The sequence below is a fragment of the Pseudomonas sp. Marseille-Q5299 genome (genome assembly GCF_943737035.1).
GTDB classification, from domain to species: domain Bacteria; phylum Pseudomonadota; class Gammaproteobacteria; order Pseudomonadales; family Pseudomonadaceae; genus Aquipseudomonas; species Aquipseudomonas putida_E.
On the sequence record NZ_CALSFR010000002.1, the window covers coordinates 105,748 to 121,041 of the forward strand.

Annotated in this window: 13 protein-coding genes and 4 tRNA genes; 2 read left to right on the forward strand and 15 right to left on the reverse strand. The window is 63.1% G+C overall.

Annotated elements, in window-relative coordinates:
• Positions 1–49 precede the first annotated feature (49 nt).
• The 6 genes from NGJ21_RS04900 to leuC all read right to left on the reverse strand — a co-directional run bounded on the left by NGJ21_RS04900 (position 50) and on the right by leuC (position 6,487).
• Positions 50–1,054, reverse strand: coding sequence for an aspartate-semialdehyde dehydrogenase (locus tag NGJ21_RS04900; protein WP_119688532.1), 1,005 nt, complete (start codon positions 1,052–1,054; stop codon positions 50–52).
• Positions 1,055–1,196: 142 nt separating this feature from the next.
• A complete protein-coding gene (gene asd, locus NGJ21_RS04905) occupies positions 1,197–2,309 on the reverse strand; it encodes an aspartate-semialdehyde dehydrogenase (protein WP_046786534.1) in 1,113 nt (370 codons plus the stop codon).
• 63 nt (positions 2,310–2,372) lie between these two features.
• Positions 2,373–3,455 carry a 3-isopropylmalate dehydrogenase gene (leuB, locus tag NGJ21_RS04910; RefSeq protein ID WP_115275634.1) on the reverse strand — a complete coding sequence of 361 codons (1,083 nt, stop codon included), beginning with the start codon at positions 3,453–3,455 and terminating at the stop codon, positions 2,373–2,375.
• A gap of 54 nt (positions 3,456–3,509) precedes the next feature.
• Complete coding sequence (locus NGJ21_RS04915; RefSeq protein WP_046786536.1) at positions 3,510–4,274, reverse strand: class I SAM-dependent methyltransferase; 765 nt, start codon at positions 4,272–4,274, stop codon at positions 3,510–3,512.
• A gap of 138 nt (positions 4,275–4,412) precedes the next feature.
• A complete protein-coding gene (leuD, locus tag NGJ21_RS04920) occupies positions 4,413–5,057 on the reverse strand; it encodes a 3-isopropylmalate dehydratase small subunit (protein ID WP_046786537.1) in 645 nt (214 codons plus the stop codon).
• Positions 5,054–6,487 (reverse strand): 3-isopropylmalate dehydratase large subunit, encoded by a 1,434-nt coding sequence (leuC, locus tag NGJ21_RS04925; RefSeq protein ID WP_046786538.1) that lies wholly within the window; start codon positions 6,485–6,487, stop codon positions 5,054–5,056. Before leuC ends, leuD begins: the two co-directional genes overlap by 4 nt.
• A 130-nt stretch (positions 6,488–6,617) precedes the next feature.
• On the opposite strand from leuC, the gene NGJ21_RS04930 reads away from it, so the two are divergent.
• Together NGJ21_RS04930 and NGJ21_RS04935 are read left to right on the forward strand one after the other, a co-directional pair.
• A complete protein-coding gene (locus NGJ21_RS04930) occupies positions 6,618–7,496 on the forward strand; it encodes a LysR family transcriptional regulator (RefSeq protein ID WP_251961901.1) in 879 nt (292 codons plus the stop codon).
• A 60-nt stretch (positions 7,497–7,556) separates the two neighbouring features.
• Positions 7,557–10,853, forward strand: coding sequence for a PAS domain S-box protein (locus tag NGJ21_RS04935; RefSeq protein WP_115275631.1), 3,297 nt, complete (start codon positions 7,557–7,559; stop codon positions 10,851–10,853).
• Between the two features lie 119 nt (positions 10,854–10,972).
• Here NGJ21_RS04935 and NGJ21_RS04940 read toward each other — a convergent pair whose 3' ends face one another.
• From NGJ21_RS04940 to NGJ21_RS04980, 9 genes are all read right to left on the reverse strand, one after another.
• Positions 10,973–11,416 (reverse strand): Hsp20 family protein, encoded by a 444-nt coding sequence (locus tag NGJ21_RS04940; RefSeq protein ID WP_012313453.1) that lies wholly within the window; start codon positions 11,414–11,416, stop codon positions 10,973–10,975.
• Between the two features lie 149 nt (positions 11,417–11,565).
• A complete protein-coding gene (locus NGJ21_RS04945; RefSeq protein WP_046786541.1) occupies positions 11,566–12,537 on the reverse strand; it encodes a tRNA dihydrouridine synthase in 972 nt (323 codons plus the stop codon).
• Between the two features lie 51 nt (positions 12,538–12,588).
• Positions 12,589–13,023: an acyl-CoA thioesterase gene (locus NGJ21_RS04950; protein WP_251961902.1), complete on the reverse strand. Its 435-nt coding sequence runs from the start codon at positions 13,021–13,023 to the stop codon at positions 12,589–12,591.
• 43 nt (positions 13,024–13,066) lie between these two features.
• Positions 13,067–13,900 (reverse strand): alpha/beta fold hydrolase, encoded by an 834-nt coding sequence (locus NGJ21_RS04955; protein WP_119688525.1) that lies wholly within the window; start codon positions 13,898–13,900, stop codon positions 13,067–13,069.
• Positions 13,901–13,923: 23 nt separating this feature from the next.
• Positions 13,924–14,463 carry a TetR/AcrR family transcriptional regulator gene (locus tag NGJ21_RS04960; RefSeq protein ID WP_115275628.1) on the reverse strand — a complete coding sequence of 180 codons (540 nt, stop codon included), beginning with the start codon at positions 14,461–14,463 and terminating at the stop codon, positions 13,924–13,926.
• 349 nt (positions 14,464–14,812) lie between these two features.
• A tRNA-Glu gene (locus tag NGJ21_RS04965) sits at positions 14,813–14,888 on the reverse strand.
• A gap of 42 nt (positions 14,889–14,930) precedes the next feature.
• Positions 14,931–15,006 (reverse strand) — tRNA-Ala (locus NGJ21_RS04970).
• Between the two features lie 52 nt (positions 15,007–15,058).
• Positions 15,059–15,134, reverse strand: a tRNA-Glu gene (locus NGJ21_RS04975).
• A 72-nt stretch (positions 15,135–15,206) separates the two neighbouring features.
• Positions 15,207–15,282: transfer RNA gene (locus NGJ21_RS04980), tRNA-Ala, on the reverse strand.
• Between the last annotated feature and the right edge of the window lie 12 nt (positions 15,283–15,294).

The following is a 15,294-nucleotide window of genomic DNA, read 5'->3' on the forward strand; positions in this document are numbered from 1 at the left end:
CGTCCCGAAACCGCATGCGGTGCGGGACAAAAGTGCTCGCCAGTATCTTTTACGCTATGTGTTTAATCAACAATTGCGCCACCTGCACGGCGTTGAGCGCAGCGCCCTTGCGCAGGTTGTCGGTGGTCAGCCACAGGTTGAGCTGCTGGTCTTCGTCAACACCATGGCGTACACGACCAACATAGACCACGTCTTGCCCTACTGCGTCCCCTACCGGGGTCGGATAATCATCCCGCTCGACCAGCTCGACACTGTCGGCACCCTCCAGCGCGGCATTGACCGCAACAAGATCCACCGGATTACGGCTCTGTACCGCCACACTGAAGCTATCGCCAAAAAACACCGGGACTTGAACGCAGGTCACGGAAATCTTCAGTTCCGGCTGCCCCAACAGCACCGGCAGCTCATCAACCAGGCGGCGTTCGAGCGCGGTGTGGCCCTGTTCGTCTGCCGTACCGACCTGGGCCAGCAGGTTGAACGCCACCTGGCGATCGAAGAAACGCGGCTCCAGCGGGCGGGCGTTGAGCAACTCGGCGGTCTGCCGGGCCAGTTCGTTGACAGCCTCCCGGCCCTGGGCAGACACCGCGAGCGCGGCCATGACCTGCACACGCTCGATCTCCAACAGCCCCTTCAGTGGCGCCAGCGCGACGGCCAAGGCCACGGCTGCAGCACTGGGGCTGGCGATGCACGCCGGCAGCGCCAGGCTGGCGATGCGCTCGGCGTTGGCCTCAGGCACGACCGCCAGGGCGTCATCCAGGCCGCCAGACAGGTCAATGACCGTGCAGCCGGCCTCACGGGCCTTGCTGGCAAAGCTACGGCTGACGGCCGGGCTGGCGGCGAAGAAGGCCAGTTTGACCTGGGTGAAATCGAAACTGTCGACTTCACGCACTTTGACCTTCTTGCCGGCGAACATCACGCTGCTGCCCGCCGACTCCATGCTGGCCAGCAGGTGCAGCGTGCCGACCGGGAAGTGCAATTCTTCGAGAATCTGTACCAAGGTTTCACCGACGCTACCGGTGGCGCCGACGACGGCGATGTCCAGGGGTTGGGTCATGGAGAGGATCCTTTTGCTGTAACGGCGGGGGGCGGCACTTTACTCGGATTGTACCGTTTTGTCTGTGCTGGCCCCGTGGGGCGCGCACCATAAAAAAACCCGCGCTGTCACCAGCGCGGGTTTTCTGTTCAACGCAGAACGATCAACGCTCGAGCAGAATCCGCAGCATGCGGCGCAGCGGCTCGGCAGCACCCCACAGCAGCTGATCGCCGACGGTGAACGCGCCCAGATACTGCGAGCCCATGTTCAGCTTGCGCAAACGGCCCACCGGAATGTTCAGGGTACCGGTGACGTTGGTCGGGGTCAGCTCCTGCATGCTGATCTCGCGCTGGTTCGGCACCAGCTTCACCCACGGGTTGTGCTGGCTGATCATGCCTTCGATATCGGCCAGCGGCACGTCCTTGTTCAGCTTGATGGTCAGTGCCTGGCTGTGGCAGCGCATGGCGCCGATGCGCACGCAGATGCCATCGACCGGGATCGGGCTCTTGAAGCGGCCGAGGATCTTGTTGGTTTCGGCCTGGGCCTTCCACTCTTCACGGCTCTGGCCGTTCGGCAGCTCCTTGTCGATCCATGGGATCAGGCTGCCCGCCAGGGGCACGCCGAAGTTCTCGGCCGGGTAGGCCTCGCTGCGCATGGCCTCGGCCACCTTGCGGTCGATGTCGAGGATGGCGCTGGCCGGGTTGGCCAGGTCATCGGCAACTGCCGCGTGGGTAGCACCCATCTGCTTGATCAGCTCACGCATGTTCTGCGCACCGGCACCGGACGCCGCCTGGTAGGTCATGGCGCTCATCCACTCGACCAGGCCCGCTTCGAACAGGCCGCCAAGGCCCATCAGCATCAGGCTGACGGTGCAGTTGCCGCCGATGTAGTTCTTGGTGCCGGCATCGAGCTGCTGGTCGATCACCTTGCGGTTGACCGGGTCGAGCACGATCACCGCATCGTCCTGCATGCGCAGCGACGAGGCAGCATCGATCCAGTACCCCTGCCAGCCGGCTTCACGCAGCTTGGGGAAGACCTCGTTGGTGTAGTCGCCGCCCTGACAGGTCAGGATCACGTCGAGGGTCTTGAGTTCTTCAATCGAATAAGCGTCCTTGAGCGGAGCAATATCCTTGCCCACGTTCGGGCCCTGGCCACCGACATTGGAGGTAGTGAAGAACACCGGCTCGATAAGGTCGAAATCCTGCTCCTCCAGCATCCGCTGCATGAGCACGGAACCGACCATGCCGCGCCAACCGATCAGACCTACACGTTTCATCGCAACTACACCTTTGCTAAAAGTGGGCCGCCACCGACCAAAAACGGTGGCGGGCCAGAGAGATTACAGATTCCGCAGCGCTGCGACTACTGCGTCGCCCATTTCCTGCGTACCTACCTTGCTGCAACCGGCCGACCAGATGTCACCGGTACGCAGGCCCTGGTCCAGGACCTGGCTTACCGCCTGCTCGATGGCCTCGGCTGCGGCCTGCTGGTTGAAGCTGTAACGCAGCATCATCGACACCGACAGAATGGTCGCCAGCGGGTTGGCAATGCCTTGGCCGGCGATGTCCGGCGCCGAGCCGTGGCAAGGCTCGTACATGCCCTTGTTGTTGGCATCGAGCGACGCCGAAGGCAGCATGCCGATCGAACCGGTCAGCATGGAAGCTTCATCCGACAGGATGTCACCGAACATGTTGTCGGTCACCATCACGTCGAACTGCTTGGGCGCGCGCACCAGTTGCATGGCGGCGTTGTCTACATACATGTGGCTCAGTTCTACGTCCGGGTAGTCCTTGGCCACGTCCTCGACCACTTCACGCCACAGTTGGCTGGAGGCCAGGACGTTGGCCTTGTCCACCGAGCACAGCTTCTTGCCACGCACGCGGGCCATGTCGAAGCCGACGCGGGCGATACGGCGCACTTCGCTCTCGCTGTACGGGAGGGTGTCGTAGGCCTGACGCTCGCCGCCTTCGAGTTCACGCTGGCCACGCGGGGCACCGAAGTAGATGCCGCCGGTCAGCTCACGGACGATGAGGATGTCCAGGCCCGAGACGATTTCCGGCTTGAGCGACGAGGCATCGGCCAGTTGCGGGTAGAGGATGGCCGGGCGCAGGTTGGCGAACAGGCCCAGCTGCGAGCGGATTTTCAGCAGGCCGCGCTCAGGGCGGATGTCCCGCTCGATCTTGTCCCACTTCGGCCCGCCCACAGCGCCCAACAGAACGGCATCGGCCTGGCGCGCACGTTCCAGGGTCTCGTCGGCCAGCGGCACGCCGTGCTTGTCGATGGCAGCACCGCCGATCACGTCGTGCTCGAGGCTCAAGCCGAGCTGGAACTTGTCGTTGGCCAGCGCCAGCACCTTGACCGCCTCGGCCATGATTTCCGGACCAATGCCATCACCTGGGAGAATCAGAATCTGCTTGCTCATGCTTTCCTCTATCCATTCAAGCGGTGCGGCCAGCCCGGCCGCACCGTAAAAAACTCAGCGCTCTGCCCACAACACGATCACGTCGGTGCTGAACGAGCCGTCTGCCTCAATCTGGTAATACTGCCGCACTTCCTCGCCCATGGCTTGCTGCAACTGGCGTATGGCCACGCGCAGCGGCTCGGGCGTGCGCATGCGCTCGACCCACGAGGCCCACTCCAGGCGCAGGCGCTGACGGGTGTGGCTGCGGGCATGCAGGCCAGCTTCGCTGACCTGGCGCTGCCACTGGGCGGCAGAATAATCGCGTACGTGGCTGGTGTCGCGCAGCACTTCAACCGTTTGCAAATAGGTATCGAGCAACGGGCTGCCCGGCGACATCACGTCAATGAAGGCTGCCACCCCGCCCGGCTTCAACACCCGACGCACTTCGCGCAACGCCACACCCAGGTCGCTCCAGTGGTGCGCCGAGTAGCGGCTGAAGACGTAATCGAACGAGGCATCGGCGAACGGCAGACATTCTGCGGCACCATGCTCGGTGGTGATATTGCCCAGGCCGCGCTCGGCGGCGGCGCTGGCAACCACGTCAAGCATCGACTGCGACAGGTCGTAGGCGACCACCTCTGCCACCAGAGGCGCTACGTGGAAGCTGACATGACCGGCACCACAACCTAGGTCCAGCACGCGAGCCGCACCCTGCCCCGCCAGCTCGGCTTGCAGCAGGGCGAACTCACTGCCCTGGGCGTGCACGGCGCTGCTGAGGTAGGCACTGGCCTGTTCGCCGAACTGGCGTTGGACCACATCGGTGTGGGTGGTGCTGGTCATGGGCGCATTCCTTTTGATTTTGGGTTGTCTCTACGGCCGCTATCGCCGGCAAGCCGGCTCCCACCGCGACTGCACAGTGCGGGGTCGATGTGGGGGCCGGCTTGCCGGCGATGAGGCCAGCAAACCCGATTACATCATTCAGGCATCACGGAACAGCCAAGGCTGTGCGGTGCGGTGTTTGCCTTCAAACGCCTTGATCGCCTCGCCGTCCTGCAAGGTCAGGCCGATATCGTCCAGGCCATTGAGCAGGCAGTGCTTGCGGAACGCGTCGATCTCAAAGTGCAGCACCTTGCCATCCGGACGGGTCACCGCCTGTGCCTGCAGGTCGATGGTCAACTGGTAGCCAGGGTTGGCTTCGACCTGCTTGAACAGCTCGTCGACTTCCTCATCGCTCAGAATGATCGGCAACAAGCCGTTCTTGAAGCTGTTGTTGAAAAAGATGTCGGCGAAGCTCGGCGCGATCACGCTGCGGAAGCCGTATTCGTCCAGCGCCCAAGGGGCGTGCTCACGGCTCGAACCGCAGCCGAAGTTCTCCCGCGCCAGCAACACACTGGCACCCTGGTAGCGCTCGTGGTTGAGCACGAACTCTTTGTTCAGCGGGCGCTTGCTGTTGTCCTGGTAAGGCTGGCCGACGTCCAGGTAACGCCACTCGTCGAACAGGTTGGGGCCGAAGCCGGTACGCTTGATCGACTTGAGGAACTGCTTGGGAATGATCTGATCGGTGTCGACGTTGGCACGGTCCAACGGCGCGACGAGGCCGGTGTGCTGGGTAAAGGCTTTCATGCTGCGCTCCCTTGGATCAACTCGCGAACATCGATGAAGTGACCAGTCACCGCCGCAGCGGCAGCCATGGCCGGGCTGACCAGATGGGTACGGCCACCGGCGCCCTGACGGCCTTCGAAGTTGCGGTTGGACGTGGACGCGCAATGCTCGCCGCTTTCCAGGCGGTCCGGGTTCATCGCCAGGCACATCGAGCAGCCTGGCTCACGCCATTCGAAACCAGCCTCGAGGAAGATCTTGTCCAGGCCTTCACGCTCGGCCTGGGCCTTGACCAGGCCCGAACCCGGCACGACGATGGCCTGCTTGACGGTGGCAGCGACCTTGCGGCCTTTGGCGATTTCGGCTGCGGCGCGCAGGTCTTCGATCCGCGAGTTGGTGCAGGAGCCAATGAACACGCGGTCCAGTTGGATATCGGTGATCGCCTGGTTGGCGCTCAGGCCCATGTACTTGAGGGCGCGCTCGATCGAGCCACGCTTGACCAGATCGGCTTCGGCGGCAGGGTCCGGCACACGCTGGTCGACGGCCAGGACCATCTCGGGCGACGTGCCCCAGCTGACCTGCGGCTTGATTTGCGCTGCATCGAGCTCGACCACGGTGTCGAATACCGCATCGTCATCGGATACCAGGTCTTTCCACGCCTCGACCGCACGCTCCCACTGCTCGCCTTTGGGCGCATAAGGGCGGCCTTCGACGTAGGCAATGGTGGTGGCATCGGTCGCAACCAGGCCAACCCGTGCACCGGCCTCGATCGACATGTTGCAAATGGTCATGCGGCCTTCCATGGACAGGGCGCGGATGGCGCTGCCAGCAAATTCCATGGCGTGGCCGTTGCCACCGGCGGTACCGATCTTGCCGATCACGGCAAGCACGATGTCCTTGGCCGTCACGCCGGCAGGCAATGTGCCCTCGACGCGCACCAGCATGTTCTTCATCTTTTTGGCGACCAGGCACTGGGTGGCGAGCACATGCTCGACCTCGGAGGTGCCGATACCATGGGCCAAGGCTCCGAAGGCGCCGTGGGTGGAAGTGTGCGAGTCGCCACAGACCACGGTCATGCCGGGCAAGGTGGCGCCCTGCTCGGGGCTGATGACATGGACGATGCCCTGGCGCACGTCATTCATCTTGAATTCGACGATGCCGTATTCGTCACAGTTCTCATCGAGGGTCTGCACCTGCAGGCGCGACACCTGGTCGACGATGGCCTCGATCCCGCCCTTGCGTTCCGGGGTGGTCGGCACGTTGTGGTCGGGGGTAGCGATGTTGGCATCGATGCGCCACGGCTTGCGGTTGGCCAGGCGCAGGCCTTCAAAGGCCTGGGGCGAGGTCACTTCGTGAATGATATGGCGGTCGATGTAGATCAAGGACGAGCCGTCATCACGGCGCTTGACCTCATGGGCTTCCCAGAGTTTGTCGTAGAGCGTTTTGCCAGCCATCAGACTGTTCCTCATCAGCGTCTTTCTATGCCAAAGACCCCTTGGCTTGTACGGACGATGCTATGGCGATAGATTGAATAACTCAAATTCATAATTTTCATGCTTTGCATAACCATCAGGAATTCGAACGATGGACCTGGCCAACCTCAGCGCCTTCATTGCCATTGCCGAGACCGGCAGCTTCTCCGGGGCCGGCGAACGCCTGCACCTGACCCAACCGGCCATCAGCAAGCGCATTGCCGGGCTGGAGCAACAGCTGGACGTGCGCCTGTTCGATCGCCTGGGCCGCGAGGTGACCCTGACCGAAGCCGGCCGTGCCCTGCTGCCGCGTGCCTATCAGATCCTCAACGTCCTCGATGATACCCGACGTGCGCTGACCAACCTGACCGGGCAGGTGAGTGGTCGCCTGACCCTCGCCACCAGCCATCACATTGGCCTGCACCGCCTGCCCCCGCTGCTGCGGGCATTCACTCGCCAGTACCCGGCCGTTGCGCTGGATATCCAGTTCCTCGATTCAGAGGCGGCCTATGACGAGGTTCTGCATGGCCGCGCCGAGATAGCGGTCATCACCCTGGCGCCAGAGCCCCATCACCTGATCAAGGCCATCCCCGTCTGGGACGACGCACTGGACTTCGTCGCCGCCCCCGAGCACCCGCTGGCCAGCAATACCCAGGTCAGCCTGGCTGACGTTGCCCGCCATCCGGCGGTATTTCCAGGTGGCAATACTTTCACCCACCACATCGTCCAGCGCCTGTTCGAAAGCCAGGGCCTGGCCCCGAACATCGCCATGAGCACCAACTACCTGGAAACCATCAAGATGATGGTCTCGATCGGCCTGGCCTGGAGCGTGCTCCCGCGCACCATGCTCGACGATCAGGTTGCACCCATCGCTTTACCCGGCATACAGCTGTCACGCCAGCTAGGCTACATATTGCATACCGAGCGAACGCTATCGAACGCCGCCAGGGCCTTCATGGCCCTGCTCGACAGTCACGCAGGGGCCGCCTGACCGGTCGTCAGCCCTGCAATTCCAACCAGGGACGCGTCAAACGCCAAAGGTCTGGTATCCATGCCCAAATCAGCAAACCGCTTTCCGCGCCTGCCGCGCATCCCTGCGGCCGACCCCCAGGAGTCGGAACTGGCCTGGCAGAACGCTCCGCAATTGCTGGCTGCGCTCAATGGTGCCCGCCTGGGCGCCTGGCTGTGGGACATCGACAGTGGCAGGGTCAGCTGGTCGCGCGGCACCCAGGCACTGTTCGGTTTCGATCCGCAGCGCCCCTTGCCCAACGACATCGACTACCTGGACCTGTTGCCGGAAGAAGATCGCGCCCGCACACGCCAACTGTTCCAGGCAGTGGTCAACGGTGAACCGGCCGAGAAAGCCATGCGCCATCGCATCCGCTGGCCGGATGGCAGCCTGCACTGGCTGGAAATCAACGGCAGCCTGACCCATGACCGCCAGGGCCGGCCTCAGATGATCGGGGTAATCCGCGAGATAACCCGCCAGCGCGAGCGGGAAACCGCCCTGATCAACTCGGAGAAACGCTTTGCCACCCTGTTCCACCTGAGCCCCAACGCAATTCTGCTCACCCGCCACCACGACGGCATGATTTTTGAAGTCAACCAGCATTTCGAAGACATGTTCGGCTGGCCCGGTGACCAAGTGATCGGCAAGACCACCCTGGAGCTGGGCCTCTGGGCAACCCCGGAGCAGCGCCACCTGGTACTGGATGCGACCCGTGCCAGCGGCGGCCCGGCCATCTTGGAAGTGCAGTTGCGCGCCAGCAGCGGCAAGATCCACGATGGCATCCTGTGCGCCCAGGGCATCGAACTGGAAGGGGTGACGTTCCTGCTCAGCACCTTCGTCGACACGTCCGAGCGCAAACGCGCCGAGCAAGCGCTCAAGGATAGCCAGGAACGCCTTGACCTGGCCCTGGACTCGGCGCAACTGGGCACCTGGGACTGGCACATACCCAGCGGCATGCTCTATGGCTCGGCCCGTGCCGCACAATTGCACGGGCTGGACCCGATACCCTTTCACGAATCGTTCGACGCATTTTTCGAAGGCGTGCCCCAGGACGAACGCGATGGCATGCGCCAGGCTTACCGCAGCCTGCGCGAAGGCCCAGAAGGCAACTACCAGATAACCTACCGGGTGCAACTGGAAAACGGCGCTTCACGCTACATCGAAAGCCGCGCTCGCCTGTACCGCGACGAGCACGGCAACCCGTTGCGCATGGCTGGCACCCTTCTGGACATCACCGAGCAGGTCGAGCGCGAACTGCGCCTTAGCGCCTCGGAAGAGAAGTTCGCCAGCCTTTTCCAGGTCAGCCCCGACCCGATCTGCGTAACCCGCCAGGACACTGGCCAGTTCATCGAGATCAACCCGGCCTTCACCCAAACCTTCGGCTGGAGCGCCGAACAGGTGATCGGCCGCACCGCCGAACAGATCGGCCTGTGGGCCGAGTCGATCGAACGCGCCCACCGCATCGAACGGGTTATCCGCGAACAGGCCCTGAGCAATGTCGCCGTGGTGGTCAACCACCGCAACGGCTCACCACTGACCTGTGTGATTTCCAGCCGGCTGGTCAGCGTCGACAACCAGCCCTGCAGCGTCACGACCCTGCGCGATATAACCCAGCAGCAACGGGCCGAAGCGGCGCTCAAGTCCAGTGAAGAGAAGTTCGCCAAGGCATTTCACTCCAGCCCGGACGCCATCACCATCACCGAGCGCCACAGCGGTCGCTATGTGGAAGTCAACGATGGCTTCTGCCGGCTGACCGGCTACAGCACCGCCGAAGTGATCGGCCGCAGCGTCTATGAGCTGGGTATCTGGGCCGACGACAAGCAGCGCAACGCGTTGCTGGTGGAGCTGAAGGAGCGTGGCCGGGTACACCACCGGGAGATGCTCGGGCGCAACAAGCGTGGCGACATTCTCACTGTAGAAGTATCGGTTGAGCCGATCAGCCTCAACGAGGCCGATTGCCTGTTACTCACTGCGCGCGATGTCAGCCAGTTGAAGAATGCCCAGGCACAGATCCGCCACCTGGCCTACCACGACCCGCTGACCAACCTGCCCAACCGCGCCTTGCTGATGGACCGCCTGAGCCAACAGATCGCCCTGCTGCGCCGGCACAACCTGCGCGGCGCCCTGCTGTTCCTCGACCTCGACCATTTCAAGCACATCAACGACTCCCTCGGCCACCCGGTGGGCGACACGGTGCTGAAGATCATCACCGCCCGCCTGGAAGCCAGTGTGCGCCTGGAAGACACGGTGGCACGCCTGGGTGGTGATGAATTCGTGGTACTGCTCAGTGGCCTGGAAGGCAGCCGCGAAGCGGTGGAGAACAAGGTTCGGGAGCTGGCCGATACCCTGCGCGAACTGCTGGCCGAACCCATGTCGCTGGACGGCCAGCGTCTGCAGGTAACCCCAAGCATTGGCGTGGCACTGATCCCCGACCACGGCACCACCCCCGCCGACCTGCTCAAACGCGCCGATATCGCCCTGTACCGCGCCAAGGACTCAGGGCGCAACACCACCCAGCTGTTCCATACCACCATGCAGAAGGCCGCCAGCGAGCGCTTGCGCATGGAAAGCGACCTGCGCCTGGCCCTGGCACGGGGCGAGCTGGCCTTGCACTTTCAGCCCCAGGTGGATGCCCGCGACAACCGCATTGTCGGGGCCGAGGTACTGTTGCGCTGGCATCACCCGCAATTGGGCCAGCAACCGCCGGCTCAGTTCATCCAGGTGCTGGAGGAAAGCGGCCTGATCCTGGAAGTTGGCAGCTGGATACTCGACGAAGCCTGCGACGCTTGTTCGCGCATGCTCGCAGACGGGTTGATCGATGCCGATGATTTCAGCCTGTGCGTGAACATCAGCCCCCGGCAGTTCCGCCAGAACGACTTCGTCCAACGGGTGCTGCGCAGCCTGGACGACTACCGTCTGCCGCGGCACATGCTCAAGCTGGAAATCACCGAGGGCATCGTGATCCAGAACCTGGAAGACACCATCAGCAAGATGCGCGAGCTCAAACGCTATGGGGTGAGCTTCGCCATGGATGATTTCGGTACGGGCTATTCCTCGCTGACCTACCTCAAGCGCTTGCCGGTGGACGCGCTGAAGATCGACCAGACCTTCGTGCGCGACGCCCCGCAAGACTCCAACGACGCCGAGATTGTCCGCGCCATCGTCGCCATGGCGCGCAGCCTTGACCTGGCGGTGATCGCCGAAGGCGTTGAGCTGACAGAGCAACTGGAATTTCTGGAGCGGCTGGGGTGCCACCTGTACCAGGGTTACCTGCACAGCCGGCCGCTGCCGCTACCGGAGTTCCGGCAGATGCTGCTGGAGGCCCCCGCCGATTTCTGAGCAAGGAAAAAGGGATTTGGGGCCGCCAGGCGGCCCAATGCAGGAAAGCCGGCTCCCACAGGGTAGGAGCCGGCTTGCCGGCGATGGGCTGCGTAGCAGCCCTGATAACGCCGCCAGCCTCAGTTGAGTGCTGGTTTGTCACCATTGATCGGGATGCGCTTGGCCTTGGCTTCTTCCGGCACAATGCGCAGCAAGTCAATGCTGAGCAGCCCATTGGCGAGGCCTGCCGATTTGACCTCGATATGGTCCGCCAGGCGGAACGACAGCTTGAACGCGCGCTGGGCGATGCCCTGGTGCAGGTAGGTCACTTCTGCGGCGCCGTTTTCGCGTTTGCCGCCGATCACGGTCAGGACGCCTTTCTCGACCTGAAGGTCGAGGTCCTGCTCCTGGAAACCGGCTGCGGCAACGACGATGCGATAGTGGTCATCGCCATGCTTTTCAACGTTGTAGGGAGGGTAGCTGCTACCCGCCTCGTTACGTGCCGCAGACTCGAACAGGTCGTTGAAACGGTCGAAGCCAACGGAATGGCGGAACAGAGGTGCAAGAGAGAAAGCGGTGGTCATGGTCATAAACTCCTGAGATTCAGCAAGTAAAGTCACTACGCGACCCGGCTTCGGCATCGCGTACTGAATAAATAGGGCTCAGGAGATGGCTTTCAAGGGGCAAAAACAAAAAATTTTGCGGCGGCTTTACCGGCCCCAGGCAGAACTGATCACGCGACACATTCCTCGAATGCCTGCACTTCAACGCCCAGTAACCGGCTGATCCGCTGGCAATCATCTTCCCTGCGCAGCTCGGCAAACAGCAGCACCGCCTCGGGGTAGCTACGCGTCAGCATCGCCAACCACTGCTTCATCCGCCCCGGTGCGTAGCGCGGCGACAGCTTGGCCTGGGCCTGGCGCCAGAACTCGCGCAGCAAAGGCAACAACGCCTCCCAACTCATCGGCTGGTACTCACGCCCGTCCCGCGCAGCCGCAATCTGCAAGGCCAGGTCCGGCCGCGACACCAGCCCCCGCCCGAGCATGATGTCCTCGGCGCCGCTCACCTCGCGGCAACGCCGCCAGTCGTCCACGGTCCAGATCTCACCGTTGGCGAACACCGGCACCTTCACCACATCCTGCACCCGCGCCACCCACTCCCAGTGCGCTGGCGGCTTATAGCCCTCGACTTTGGTGCGTGCATGTACCACCAGGTGCGCCGAGCCGCCCTCAGCCAGCGCGGTCGCACAATCGAGCGCACCGTCCGGGGTATCGAAGCCAAGGCGCATCTTGGAGGTGACCGGGATGTGCGCCGGCACTGCGCGCCGCACTTCACGCACGATGGCGTGCAGCAGTTCGGGCTCCTTGAGCAGCACTGCGCCGCCGCGTGACTTGTTCACGGTCTTGGCCGGGCAACCGAAATTAAGGTCAATCACCGGCGCCCCCAGCTCACAGGCCAGCGCAGCGTTTTCGGCCAGGCAGACGGGGTCCGAGCCCAGCAACTGCACACGCATGGGTACACCGGCAGCCGTGCGCGCGCCCTGACGCAGTTCAGGTGCGAGCTTGTCGAAGGAAGAAGCAGGCAACAGGCGGTCGCACACGCGGATGAACTCGGTGACGCACCAATCGATGCCGCCCACTCGGGTCAGAACGTCGCGCAGGATGTTGTCGACCAGCCCCTCCATAGGGGCCAGGGCAATTTGCATTTCGAGGTCTCGGCGGGAAAAGCCGGCAGTCTACCAAAAAATGCCGGGTATTCAGGCGCCGATCAGCGCAGGACCGTACCCGTCGATGAACTCCGCCGGCATGCGCCTGGGTTTGCCACTGGACAACTCGATGCAGGCAAAGGTGGTCTGCGCGCGCAGCAGCGTCACACCGTCACGCGGGCGCCTGAGCTGGAAGCGCCGGGACATGCGCAGGCGCTGATCCCAATCGATGATCCAGGTTGCCAGTTGCAACTCGTCATCTTCGTAGGCTGCAGCGAGGTAGTCGATTTCATGGCGCACCACCGCCATGGCCCGGTCCAGGCGCCGGTATTCGGCCAGGTCCAGCCCCAGGCGCTGGGAGTGGCGCCAGGCGCAACGCTCCAGCCACGTGACGTAGACCGCGTTATTGGCGTGCCCGAGGCCGTCGATGTCCTCGCTGCCGACGCGCAGGTCGATGATGAATGGCGTTGCCAGGTCCCAACTCATGCCCGCTCCCAATGTCAGTGAACGGGCAGAGTGTATCGGATGTTCAAGCGCTTTGCCGGGCGGGCGCACTGACACGCGCCAGTAATTCGAGCACCGCCTCGCTCACGCGCGGGTCGGCGAGCACGCGCTGGTGGCCACCCTCCTCCAGCCGCAGCAGGCGGCTGTCGAACCAGGCCTTGTGGATGATCTCGGCCTCACCGGCGGGCACCAAGGCATCATCGGCGGCATGCACGACCAGCCCTGGCAGCTCCAACTGGTAACCACTGACATCCAGGCGGTTGATCTGCATGCCGACGTCCTGTTCGACCTTGCGGATGAACGCGGCCCTGGCTCGCGCCGGCAGGCCAAGGTGGCGGGCGAAGCCGCGCAGCACACCAAGCAGCTGGGCCGGCGCTGCAATACTCACCGCAGCCTCGGCCCGAAGCCCCATCTGCAGTGCCAGCAAGACACTGGCACCGCCCATGGAATGGCCTATCACGGCACGCAACGGCGGCAGTTCGGCGGCAGCCTCCAGCAGCGCACGGGCAAACAGCACCACGTGCGCTTGCTGCCCAGGCGAACAGCCATGGGCCGGCCCCTCCAGAGAGACCACGGTATGCCCGGCCTTTACCAGGGTTTCGATCAACGCGGCAAACTGGGTCGCACGCCCTTCCCAGCCGTGCATCAGCAACACGGTCGGGCCTTGCCCCCAACGCAATGCCGACAGCCCGAAGCGCAGGGTGATGCGCTCGGCGCTCGCCAGCAATGGCAACTCCCACTGCCTTGGCGGCAGGTTGCGCGGGGTCATGAAGGCCCGGCGCATCTTGCCGGCCACATGCTCGGGGGCCAGACGCCCCAGGGTGCCATTCACGCCGCGAATCCAGCTCAGGGTAGTCATCGCCTTGCTCCAGGGTCAGAAGCTTAGATAACCGCCGATTTGGCGGCACGCAGGATGCGGTCAGAAAGCTCGCCCGTGCCCAAGGCACGCGCCAGGGCCAGGCCGCCTATCATCAGGGCCAGATCAGCCAGGGCCTTGTCGGCATCTTCAGGGCGGTCAACCATCGCCGCCGTCATCAATTCGATGTGCTCGGCCAGTACCTCGCGAAACACGTCTGGCAGGCGCTGCATCTCGCCGATCGAATTGGGCAGCGGGCAGGCATGCACCTGCGCATCGCGGTGCTTGCGCGACAGGTAGAACGCGCTCACCAGCGCCCGCCGCCCTTCCCCGTCCAGGCTCGGGTCAACGTGAGCCAGCAGGGCCCTGCGCTCGCTGAGCAATTGGCGAAATGCCTCGAGCATGAGCTGGTCCTTGCTGTCGAAGTGCGCATAGAAGCCTCCCACAGTAAGCCCTGCAGCACCCATGACCTGGCTGACGCTTGGCTCGGCGGGGCCGTGCTGGATCAACGCGCTTCGCGCAGCCTCAAGGATCCGCTCGCGGGTCTTGGTCTTCTTGTCGCTCATGGCCGGCTCACGATCAGAATATGATGATCGAAATATTATCTCAAATTTTTTGGCAGAATCGACCACCGTCGTCGGTGCATTTTCAGGAGGAAACAAAGCCCATTCAATAATCAGCTTAAAGTCCGCAAAACGCGGAAATGGCGTCCCTGGGGACCAAGTTACCGCCGAAGGGCAGTGTCCACCACGACGAAGGGGACATACTTCGCGAAGCTGCGTCGCTGTGTGGAGCATGAACCGCACCTCCTGCATGCCATGCAGGCGCTCTCCCAGCTGAGCTATAGCCCCGAAAACAAAAGGCTCATCCAATATGCGAATGAGCCTCTTTAAGTCCCGCAAAACGCGGGTAAAGTGGCGTCCCCTAGGGGACTCGAACCCCTGTTACCGCCGTGAAAGGGCGGTGTCCTAGGCCACTAGACGAAGGGGACGTAACCTTCGCGAAGATTCGCTGCTGCGAACCCTGGCTAAATTGGTGGAGCTAAGCGGGATCGAACCGCTGACCTCCTGCATGCCATGCAGGCGCTCTCCCAGCTGAGCTATAGCCCCGGATTTCTAGCCTCTCGGCCCAGCGACGCATTGAACATCGCTTGTGCAAAACTGGCGTCCCCTAGGGGACTCGAACCCCTGTTACCGCCGTGAAAGGGCGGTGTCCTAGGCCACTAGACGAAGGGGACGAACCTTCTTACCTTCAAGACCCGGTTGCTGGACCCGGTCTTGCTTATCAGCCGAAGCTGTTAAGCGGAATTTGGTGGAGCTAAGCGGGATCGAACCGCTGACCTCCTGCATGCCATGCAGGCGCTCTCCCAGCTGAGCTATAGCCCCACAATGTCGCTT

Bases quoted from the DNA above. Each gene is read 5' to 3' on its own strand.
- NGJ21_RS04940 (WP_012313453.1), bottom strand. From the start codon at position 11,416: ATGACCACCGCTTTCTCTCTTGCACCTCTGTTCCGCCATTCCGTTGGC.
- leuB (WP_115275634.1), bottom strand. From the start codon at position 3,455: ATGAGCAAGCAGATTCTGATTCTCCCAGGTGATGGCATTGGTCCGGAA.
- NGJ21_RS04955 (WP_119688525.1), bottom strand. From the start codon at position 13,900: ATGACTACCCTGAGCTGGATTCGCGGCGTGAATGGCACCCTGGGGCGT.
- NGJ21_RS04945 (WP_046786541.1), bottom strand. From the start codon at position 12,537: ATGCAAATTGCCCTGGCCCCTATGGAGGGGCTGGTCGACAACATCCTG.
- NGJ21_RS04960 (WP_115275628.1), bottom strand. From the start codon at position 14,463: ATGAGCGACAAGAAGACCAAGACCCGCGAGCGGATCCTTGAGGCTGCG.
- NGJ21_RS04915 (WP_046786536.1), bottom strand. From the start codon at position 4,274: ATGACCAGCACCACCCACACCGATGTGGTCCAACGCCAGTTCGGCGAA.
- NGJ21_RS04930 (WP_251961901.1), top strand. From the start codon at position 6,618: ATGGACCTGGCCAACCTCAGCGCCTTCATTGCCATTGCCGAGACCGGC.
- asd (WP_046786534.1), bottom strand. From the start codon at position 2,309: ATGAAACGTGTAGGTCTGATCGGTTGGCGCGGCATGGTCGGTTCCGTG.
- NGJ21_RS04935 (WP_115275631.1), top strand. From the start codon at position 7,557: ATGCCCAAATCAGCAAACCGCTTTCCGCGCCTGCCGCGCATCCCTGCG.
- leuD (WP_046786537.1), bottom strand. From the start codon at position 5,057: ATGAAAGCCTTTACCCAGCACACCGGCCTCGTCGCGCCGTTGGACCGT.
- NGJ21_RS04950 (WP_251961902.1), bottom strand. From the start codon at position 13,023: ATGAGTTGGGACCTGGCAACGCCATTCATCATCGACCTGCGCGTCGGC.
- NGJ21_RS04900 (WP_119688532.1), bottom strand. From the start codon at position 1,054: ATGACCCAACCCCTGGACATCGCCGTCGTCGGCGCCACCGGTAGCGTC.
- leuC (WP_046786538.1), bottom strand. From the start codon at position 6,487: ATGGCTGGCAAAACGCTCTACGACAAACTCTGGGAAGCCCATGAGGTC.